The 212-nt window shown below is 59.0% G+C and carries 1 protein-coding gene; it reads right to left on the reverse strand.

Going from position 1 to position 212, the window contains the following annotated elements:
• Positions 1-212: hypothetical protein (locus tag Q1A41_RS20355; RefSeq protein ID WP_299983019.1), on the reverse strand; the 212-nt coding region annotated here is incomplete at both ends.

The raw sequence follows: 212 nt of genomic DNA on the forward strand, positions 1-212 counted from the left end.
ACTTTGTAGTAAGCCGCACCGCCTTCGTTGGAATCGTTCTCGCTGCCATCGCCAATGATGTTACCGGCGCTGTCCGTCGCAACCACTTTGAGGGTGACCGTATCTGGAGCACCTGGAACTTCTTCTGGTACGCCCGGAGGGATGGTGCCGGTCGGTGAGCCCGCATCCACGATGGTACCCAAACCTTGTAGATCGTGGCCGCTAGTGGCGGT

It is taken from the genome of uncultured Pseudoteredinibacter sp. (assembly GCF_947502065.1).
Lineage (GTDB): Bacteria > Pseudomonadota > Gammaproteobacteria > Pseudomonadales > Cellvibrionaceae > Pseudoteredinibacter.